At 68.2% G+C, this 9,075-nt stretch carries 7 protein-coding genes and 1 pseudogene; 6 read left to right on the top strand and 2 right to left on the bottom strand.

From position 1 onward, the window contains the following. The 3 genes and pseudogenes from RMN84_RS10680 to RMN84_RS10670 form a co-directional block, all read left to right on the top strand. Positions 1-180, top strand: a pseudogene (locus RMN84_RS10680) (hypothetical protein); the annotation flags it as partial. After that, on the top strand, positions 177-1,814 hold the full coding sequence (locus tag RMN84_RS10675) for a ribonuclease J (protein WP_309612154.1): 1,638 nt from the start codon (positions 177-179) through the stop codon (positions 1,812-1,814). The pseudogene RMN84_RS10680 and the gene RMN84_RS10675, both read left to right, overlap by 4 nt. Before the next feature lie 7 nt (positions 1,815-1,821). Next, the gene (locus tag RMN84_RS10670) at positions 1,822-2,106 is read left to right on the top strand and encodes a DUF1467 family protein (protein WP_309612153.1); all 285 of its coding nucleotides are present in this window, start codon (positions 1,822-1,824) and stop codon (positions 2,104-2,106) included. Here the strand turns inward: RMN84_RS10670 and RMN84_RS10665 are convergent. Continuing rightward, complete coding sequence (locus RMN84_RS10665) at positions 2,103-4,403, bottom strand: hypothetical protein (protein WP_309612152.1); 2,301 nt, start codon at positions 4,401-4,403, stop codon at positions 2,103-2,105. The genes RMN84_RS10670 and RMN84_RS10665 overlap by 4 nt on opposite strands. Positions 4,404-4,510: 107 nt before the next feature. Here RMN84_RS10665 and RMN84_RS10660 point away from each other — a divergent pair, with 107 nt between their 5' ends. The 3 genes from RMN84_RS10660 to RMN84_RS10650 are packed head-to-tail and all read left to right on the top strand — an operon-like array spanning position 4,511 to position 8,128. Continuing rightward, a complete protein-coding gene (locus tag RMN84_RS10660) occupies positions 4,511-5,704 on the top strand; it encodes a hypothetical protein (RefSeq protein ID WP_309612151.1) in 1,194 nt (397 codons plus the stop codon). A 53-nt stretch (positions 5,705-5,757) separates the two neighbouring features. After that, complete coding sequence (locus RMN84_RS10655) at positions 5,758-6,783, top strand: DUF2336 domain-containing protein (protein WP_309612150.1); 1,026 nt, start codon at positions 5,758-5,760, stop codon at positions 6,781-6,783. Position 6,784: 1 nt separating this feature from the next. After that, positions 6,785-8,128, top strand: a complete 1,344-nt coding sequence (locus RMN84_RS10650) for a HAMP domain-containing sensor histidine kinase (protein WP_309612149.1) — start codon at positions 6,785-6,787, stop codon at positions 8,126-8,128. Here RMN84_RS10650 and RMN84_RS10645 read toward each other — a convergent pair. Next, on the bottom strand, positions 8,125-9,075 hold a 951-nt coding region (locus RMN84_RS10645), incomplete at its 5' end, for a citrate synthase (RefSeq protein ID WP_309612148.1). The two genes, RMN84_RS10650 and RMN84_RS10645, sit on opposite strands and share 4 nt — an antisense overlap.

Raw genomic sequence — 9,075 nt, 5'->3', positions numbered from 1 at the left:
GGGCTGGTCGTGCGGCTGAAGGCCGAAATCGGTCGTCCCGTCACGGTCATCGCCACCGGCGGCCTCGCCACCCTTTTCGACCAGCACACCGACGCCATCGACGCGATCGAACCCGACCTCACCATCCAGGGACTGGCACTGCTTGCCGCACCCATCATTGCTTTGAAAGTTTCTGAATGACACCCGGTAAAGAACTACTTTTCCTCGCCCTTGGTGGATCGGGCGAGATTGGGATGAACGTCAACCTCTACGGATGTGACGGCAAGTGGATCATGCTCGACCTGGGGCTGACCTTCGCCGACGACGACACGCCCGGAGTCGACCTGATCCTCCCCGACCTCGAATTTATCGAGAAGCGGCGCAAGGATCTGGTCGGTATCGTCCTGACCCACGGCCATGAGGATCATATCGGCGCGCTGCCCTATCTCGCCGCCGACCTGAAGGTGCCGCTCTATGCGACGCCGTTCACGGCCGGGCTGATCGCCGGCAAGCTCGAGGAAGAAGGGCTATCGGGGCAGGTCAAGCTCAACATCGTCAAGCGCGGCGGGAGTGTCGATCTGGCGCCGTTCCGCATCACATACGTGCCGCTCGCCCACTCGATCCCCGAGGGCAATGGTGTGCTGATCGAGACGCCGTACGGCAAGATTTTCCACACCGGCGACTGGAAGATCGACGAGACGCCGGTGCTCAGCAAGCCCGCGTCAAGCGAGGCGCTCACGAAAATCGGCGATCAGGGCATCCTCGCGCTGGTGTGCGATTCGACCAATGTGTTTCAGGACGCGGCGTCGGGCAGCGAAGAAAGCGTCGCCGCTGGCCTGGCCGACGAAATCGGCAAGGCCGAGGGGCGAGTGGTGGTCACGACTTTCGCTTCGAACGCGGCACGGCTCGCCACGATCGGCCGGGTCGCGGCGGAAGCCGGGCGCACGGTATGCGTCGCCGGGCGCAGCCTGGACCGCATCCTCAAGGTCGCGCGGGCGACCGGTTATCTGCTCGACTTCCCCGAGACTGTGCGGTTCGACGAGGCGATGCGCTTGCCTCGCCAGGACGTACTGATCGTCGCGACCGGCGGCCAGGGCGAACCGCGTGCCGCGCTTGGTCGCATCGCCGGCGGGCAGCATGAGCTGAAGATGGGCGTGGGCGATACGGTCATCTTCTCGTCCAAGCAGATCCCCGGCAACGAACTTGCGATTGGCCGGATCATGAACCAGCTGAGCGAACTCGGCGTGCTGACGGTCACCGAGCGGCAGGCGCATGTTCATGTATCGGGGCACCCGGGGCGGCCCGAACTCGCTAAGATGTATGAATGGATGCGGCCTGAGATTCTCGTGCCCGTGCATGGCGAACCGCGCCACCTCGCCGAGCAGGCACGCTGGGGCCTCGCCAATGGCATTCCGCGCGCGATCAAGCAGGAGAATGGCGACGTCATCCGCCTCGCCCCCAACGGTCCCAAGAAGATTGGCACCGAGCGAGTCGGGCGGCTGGTGCTCGACGGTGATGTCATCCTGCCGGCCGATGGCACGACGATCAATGCGCGGCGGCGGATTTCGCGCGACGGCATGATTACGGTTGCGCTGCCGGTGGCCAAGGGGCGGTTGGCGGGGGCTCCGCTGGTGCGTTCGTTCGGGGTACCGGTGGAAGTCGACCTCGACGATTTCATTGCCGACGCCGCCGATGCGGCTACCAAGGCCTGGCAGCCGAAAGGCGATCTGGACAAGGCGCGCGAGGCGGTGCGACTGGCGGTGCGGCGCTGCGCCATGCTGTGGACCGGCAAGAAACCGCAGGTCGACGTCAGCCTGCTGACGATCGATCGATGAGGCCGCGTTGCTGAGCCTGGAACCCGCGATTGCGATCTGGTTCCTGTTCTTCGTCGCGGTGGCCTTCGTGTCGCTGTCGTTCGGGGTGCGGACCAGCGAGGAGGTGGGCGCGGCGAGCGTCCCGGGGCAGGCCGAGAGCGCGCCGCATCGCTTCGACTTGAAGCGCCACCTGCTGCGCGCGGCGCTGATCACGACGGTCGTGTTTGTAATTTACGACCTGAACTGGACCTATGGCTGGATCGGGCTCGACAGTTTCGACGTCTACCACCGGATCTTCGGAAATGCGGCTTAGCGCCGCCGATCGACCCCGGCGAGCGCGGCATACAGCTTGCCGACGTCCGACGACATCATCGTTACCGCCATCATCCCGCCGTCGCGTTCGGCCAGGATGCGGCGGAGCATCGCTTCGAAATCAGCGACATAGCGGTTGACCGAGGCTGCGAACTCGGGATCATTTTCATAGTGACCGGCGATCGCGCGTCCTTCGCCGCCGCCAATCAGCTTCGCTGCGCGCCGCGTGAACACCCCGCGATTGCCCTTGAGATAGGCGTGCCAATTCTTGTCGTCGATTTCGTCGGCGAGGATCTTGCCGACGTCGATCGAGGCGGAGTGCATCGAATCGATCAGCAGCGACACGCGCTTGGCGAATTTGTCGCTGTCGTGTTGGCGCTGCGTTTCGGAAGTGCGGTCGATGTGCGCCTCCAGCGCCGTCGCGCTCTGGCCGATCGACAGCATTTGCCGCGTCAGCCGCTCCGACGCGCTTTGCGCCGCCTCGACCGCGCGGGTGGCGACCCGCTCGACCTCGGCCATTTGCTCGGTGACGCTCGATTGGACCGCCTGCTCGAGCGCCTTGCGCGTCGCCTCGGACATCGCCGTCGCCGAGTCGGGGATGATCGCCGCAATCGCCGCGCGCGCCCGGTCGGCGGCGTGCGAAGCGGCCTCGCGCACCTGGCGCAGCGCGTCGATCAGCGCCGGGCTCGTCTCATTGCTCAGCCGTGCCGCGTCGTCGGTCGCGACCTTGATTGCCTCGCCCAGCTCGGACAGTCGCCGCTCGGCCCCGCCGATGCCGGTGTCAACCGCCGCCAGTAGCCCCGCCAGCCGGTCATGCTGTTCCTCGGCGGCATGCGCGCCGCTCGCCAGCCGCTCACTTGCCTCGACCGCTGCGTCGCGGACCCATTCGACATGCGGCCGCGCCGCTTCGGCATGGCCGGCGATCTTGGCCGCACCCGCTTCAGCCTCGCCCAGCGCCTGACCGAGCACGTCGCGGATTTGCGCCGAGAGCGTGTCGACCGTGCCGCGCAGTCCCTCGGTCCGCACCACCAGATTGCCAACCAGATCGTCGTGTTCCCCGGCCTGCTCGCCGAGCGATGTCAGTTCGCCGCGCACCCGGCCGAGTGCGCCGAGCATCGTGGTCGCCCGCTGGTCGCCGTCCTGCGCCAGCTGCTGAAAACGGTCGTTGAGCCCGGCCAGCCCGGCAGCGAGCTCGGCCACCAGCCGCTGTGACGCCCGATCCTGTTCGGCGATGCGCGCGCTCAGATCGTCGATCGCTCCGCGCGCGGTGGAGAGGCGGCTGCCCAGCGCGTCGGCCGATTCCTGCCCCGCCTTGCCCAGGGCGGCCGCTGATTGCGAAACCAGCGCCGCAACCGTTGCCGCCTGCGTGTCGATGCCGCTGCGGATCGATTCGAGCGCCTTGGCGGCATGGCCCATCAGCACTTCGATCTCACCGCGATGGGCGGCGGCAGTCTCGTCCAGTTGCGCCCGCGCCGCCGCGCTCGCGCTTTCTATATGGGTCAGATGCGTCACTAGCCGCCCGGCTGCTTCGCCGACGACGCCATCGGCCTCGCGGGTGCGCTCGGTCAGCGATGCGACCTGCTGCTCATACTGGCCGGTCCGATGGAGCGCCTCACCTCCCGCACTGCGCAGCAGCTCGGCCATCGACCGCGCCCGCTCCTCGGCCAGCGGCAGGTCGGCGAGGAATACGCCGATGTCGCTGCGGGCTGTCTCCGCCGTGCGATCGAGCGCCGCGCCATGTTCGGCCATCCGCGCCGTGCCCGCCTCCAGCTCACGCGTGACCGCGCCGATACGCTGGGCGGCTTCGTCGCCAAGGCCCATCATCTGCGTCGTCATGCCGGTCAGCGCCTGGTGATGGTCGCCAATCCGCGCTGACAGCACCGCCAGCAGCGCCTCGAGCGAGCGTGCCTCGCCGCGCATCGCAGTGACGGTCCGCGTGAATCGCTCGGCCTCCTTGCGGCGGGTGCGGCCGAACATCAGCCATATCAGTCCCATCAGCGCCAGCGGCCCGGTGACGATCGCAATCCATTGCGCGAGCGCCGGCGCGTTCAGTGGCGCACCGCTTAGCGCGCGCCCGGCGGACCAAGAGGTAAAGCCGACCCAAGCCATCGCCAGCAGCGACAGCGCCCAGCCGAGCACCAGCCGTCCGCCCGCGCCGTCATGTTCGGCGCGCGCTTCGTGCCACTCGTCGACATTGAAGTCCGGCGCGGCCGGCTCCGTGATCGGCCCGGCGACCGGCGGCACCTCCTCGCGGATCGAGGGGTCTGACGCGGCGGGGCGGAGCGGGTGCGGTTCCATGACCGATATGTTTACCATCTTTCGGCATATGTGAAAGGAGCAAACGCCGAGGGTAGATATGGGCGGCCGCCATGCCTAAGGCGTCCGCTTAACCGGCGGGGAAGTCCATGGCGCTCGGCGCGCTGATTGCGGCCTATCAGGAAGACGACAGTGGGAGCCTGCGTGCCCTGCTGCCACTCGCCGGGCGCACTTTGGTCGAATATCAGGCGCGCTGTGCCGCCGCCACTGGCGCGTCGCCGATCGTCGTCATCGTCGACCATGTCCCGACGGCGCTGACCGAAGCCTTCGCGCGCCTGAGGGCGGAGGGCATCCTCGTCACCACCGTCAGCGACGGCAACGACGCCGCGAGCCGGTTCGAAGCGGGCACCCGCATCCTCCAGATCGCCGACGGGATCGCGCCCGAGATCGACGAGCTGACGCGGCTGATCGAGATTGACGAAGCAGCCATCGCCACGCTGCCCGACGACGAAGAACATGAGCATTACGAGAGGATCGACAGCGACAGCCGCTGGGGCGGGATCGCGCTGATCGACGCCGCCACGCTGGGCTCGACCGCGGCGATGCTCGGCGACTGGGATTTGCAATCGACGCTGCTGCGCCGCGCGGTGCAGGCGGGGGCGCGGCTGGTCCGGCTCGACGGACCGGGAGGGGGGCCGCTGCTGGCCGAGAAGGCGAGCGATCTCGGCGGGTTCGAGCGGCGGCTGCTCGTCGCATCGCGGGGCGCGCGGCGCGATATGGTTGCACGATATCTCCTGCCGGTGATCGAAGAATTCGCGACCGAGCAGCTGATGGAGACGAAGGTCCGTCCCGAATGGCTGGTCGACGCCGCGCTGGCGCTGACCGTCGGCGCGGCATTTGCGTTCACGCGGGGCTGGCTGTGGCCGGCATTGGCGATGCTGCTGCTGTCGATGCCGCTCGATCTCGTCGCTGCCCGTCTCGCCACCCTGCGGCTTCGCCCCCTCGCGCTCACCCTGTGGTCGAAGCGCGCGCTATGGCCCGCCGCCGGCGCCGCGCTGGTCGCGCTGGGCTGGTGGAGCGCGCGGCACGGTAGCGGCGGCTGGGGCGCGATAGTCGCCGCGCTAGCCGCCGCCGCCTTTGCCCAGGCGACGCGGATCGAGCGGGGCGGGGTCGACGAGCCGTTCCGCCACTGGCTGTTCGCCCGCCGCACCGCGATCGTCGTCGCAGTGCCATTCGCCGCGCTTGGCTGGTGGAACGTGCTGCTCGGCGGGCTGGCGCTCTATGCCGCCGCTTCCTTCTTCCTCGTCCAGCACCTGCGCCACCGCATCGCCCGCGCCGCCTGACGCGCGAAACCGATTGAGGTGCTATTAACCTCGATCGGCTATCAAGGGGCATGATGTCAGAGGAATGGCCGATTGCTACCCCTGCCGACCCGCTCGTGGCGCTCGTGCGCCCCGTGGCGCGCGATCGGCTGGCCACTGTCCGGCGCGACTTCTTCCTCGATCCTGCGGCCCGGTTGAGCGAGCAGGAACGGGCGCTGATGACCGCGATGCTCGACGACCTTATCGCGACGCTGGCCGACGAAGTGATCGCCGCGCTGCCCGACGGACTCGATGCGATCGGCGATGACGGGCATGAGGCGTTGATCGCCCGCCTGTCGCGTTCGGGACTACTCGATCGCCCGGCGCTGGTTGCACTGCTGCTGCGCCGTGCCGACGAGCAGCGGTTTGGCATCGCACTCCGCCCCCATGGCTCCCCAGCTCGCGCGCAGCTGATCCAGCGCTGGATCGCCGATGCCGATGGCGACATCGCCGCCGCAGCCATGGCGCTGGTGCTGGCGCGCGGTCGCCGCCGCGACAGGTTCGGCCAGGGGCGGCTGCTGTTCGACGATCTGCCGGCCGAGGAAGCGGTCGTGCTTGCCCAACAGATCGCCGCCGCGCTGCGCACGCCCTTGCCCGATCATCCGGCGATCGACCGCGCGCTGGCGCAGGGCGCGGAGGCGCTGCTCTCGCGCCATGACGAAGGCGAGCGGCTCGATGCCCGGCTGGCGACGCTCGTCCGGCTGCTCGATGGTGCCGGCCGCCTCGACGATCCGCTGATCGAAGACGCCGCGCAACAGGGCGAGATCGGGCTGCTTTCGGCCCTGCTCGCGCACCGTGCCCATGTCCCGGAGCCGACCGTATGGGACCATCTCGTCGCGGGCGAGAAAGGGCGGTTCGCGCTGCTCGCCCGACTGGCGGGTCTCGGCCGATCCAGCGCAGCCCGCCTCGTTGCCGACCTCGCCCTGCTGTCCGGTATCGCCGATCCTGCCGATGAGATGGCGCGGTTCGATCGCATCGGCGACGAAGCGGTAGAGGATGCGCGCGGCGAATGGCGCCTGCCGCCGGCCTATGTCGCTGCCCGAGCGCATTTGCGTGGCTAGCGTGCCCGACACTTCCGGCATCGTCACTGGTCGCGTCGATCGCGACGGCCGGCTGATCGCCGCCGACGCTCCGCTCGCCGCGCTTCAGGCGGAGGCGGGATCGAGCCTGGGCGCGCGTCTTGCGCTGCCGCAGCTCGCCGCCGTGGCGCGGCTCGCGCGCGATCTCGGCGTGCCCATATCGCGCTCGGTGCTTACCGCCGGTGCCGAGCATGACTATGATTTGTGGGTCCGCGCCACGCTCGACGGCGACGAGGTCGCGCTGGCGATCGAGGGGTGGCAGCCGCGCTCGCCCGCGACGCCGCGGCTCGACTTGGTGCTGCCTACCGACGACGAGGCTAGCGTCGCGCGCGATCCCGAGGCCGGCAGCTGGGCCACCGACGCCCGCCTGCGCCTGACCGCGCTCGCCCCCGACCTCGCCGACCGACTGCGCGTGTCGCCAAGAGACGCGATCGGCCAGCCGCTAACGCGTTTTTTCAAGCTCGCGGAGGACGCGGCGGGCGACCTGCCGATCCTCGCCGCCGTTGCGTCGCAGGAGGCGTTCGGCGGCCAGCTCTGCACCGCCCGGGATGCCGACTCGGTCCAGCTGATCCTCTCCGGCGACGCGCTGCTCGACGAAAGCGGCCAGTTCGCCGGCTTCGCTGGCCGGGCGGCCGCGGTGGCGGCGACGCTGGCGCTGGTTGAAGACCGTCCGCTCGCCCCCAGCGGCGATGGCTTCAACGCCGAGCTTGACCGCGCCCTGCGCTCGCCGCTCGACCGGATCATTGCCGCCGCCGACAAGATCGTCGAGCGCAGCGACGGCCCGCTCCGCACCGACTACGCCACCTATGCTGGCGACATCGCCGCCGCCGGCCGCCACCTGCTGTCGGTCATTCACGCCATGAACGACGGCGCGCCGATCGCAGCCGAGCGGATCGACCTGATCGGCGCCGCCTCCGAAGCGATCGCACTGGTCGCGTCGGCGGGCGAGGCCAAGGGTGTCGCGGTCGACCTGATGGCTTCAGGCCGGGTGTTCGCCCACGGCGAGAAGGGCGCGATTGTCCAGGTGATCGTCAACATCCTCGGCAATGCGGTGCGCTATTCGCCGCCGGGGATACCGGTGACGATTTCGATCGCCGCGCACGACGACCGCGCGACGCTCACCGTCGCCGACCGTGGCCCCGGCATCGCGCCCGAGGATCAACAGCGTATTTTCGAACGCTACGAACGGCTGGGCAGCACCGAACCCGGCACCGGTCTCGGCCTCGCCATCGCCCGCCGCCTGGCCGAATCGATGGAAGGCATGATCCTGCTCGACAGCGTGCCGGGCGAGGGATCGCGGTTTACGCTGGATCTGCCGCTGGCTTAACGCTGGCCCACCGCGACGTAATCGCGCTGGACCGCCCCGACATATAATTGCCGCGGGCGGCCGATCTTCTGCTCGGGGTCGGAAATCATCTCGTTCCACTGCGCGACCCAGCCAACCGTGCGGGCCAGCGCGAACAGCACGGTGAACATCTCGGTCGGAAAACCGATCGCGTTGAGGATCACGCCCGAATAGAAATCGACGTTGGGATAGAGCTTCTTGTCGACGAAATAGCTGTCGTTGAGCGCTATATGCTCGAGTTCCTTGGCCACATCGAGGACCGGGTCGACGAGGTTGAGTTCCTTGAGCACCGCATCGGCGGTCGCCTTCATCACCTTCGCGCGCGGGTCGAAATTCTTGTAGACGCGGTGGCCGAAGCCCATCAACCGGAACGGATCGTCCTTGTCCTTGGCACGGGCGATATATTCCGGGATCCGCTTCACGTCGCCGATCTCGCGCAGCATATTGAGCGCCGCTTCGTTCGCCCCGCCATGGGCTGGTCCCCACAGGCAGGCGATGCCGGCCGCCATGCAGGCAAACGGATTAGCGCCCGACGATCCCGCCAGTCGCACCGTGGAGGTCGACGCATTCTGCTCATGATCGGCGTGGAGGATGAAAATCTTGTCCATCGCCTTTTCGATGATCGGATTGACCTCATAGGGCTCGGCCGGGACGCCGAACGTCATGCGCAGGAAGTTGCCGGCGTAGGACAAGTCGTTCTGCGGATAGACAAACGGCTGCCCAATTGAATATTTATGCGCCATCGCCGCCAGCGTAGGGATCTTGGCGATCAGCCGGTGCGACGCGATCATGCGCTGCTTGGGATCGGTGATGTCGGTGCTATCGTGGTAAAAGGCGCTCAGCGCGCCGACCACCCCGCACATCACCGCCATGGGATGCGCATCGCGGCGGAACCCGCGGTAGAAGGTCGACAATTGCTCGTGCAGCAT

This window comes from Sphingomonas sp. (assembly GCF_031380695.1).
Lineage (GTDB): Bacteria > Pseudomonadota > Alphaproteobacteria > Sphingomonadales > Sphingomonadaceae > Sphingomicrobium.
This window is presented reverse-complemented; position numbering and strand designations above follow the sequence as displayed.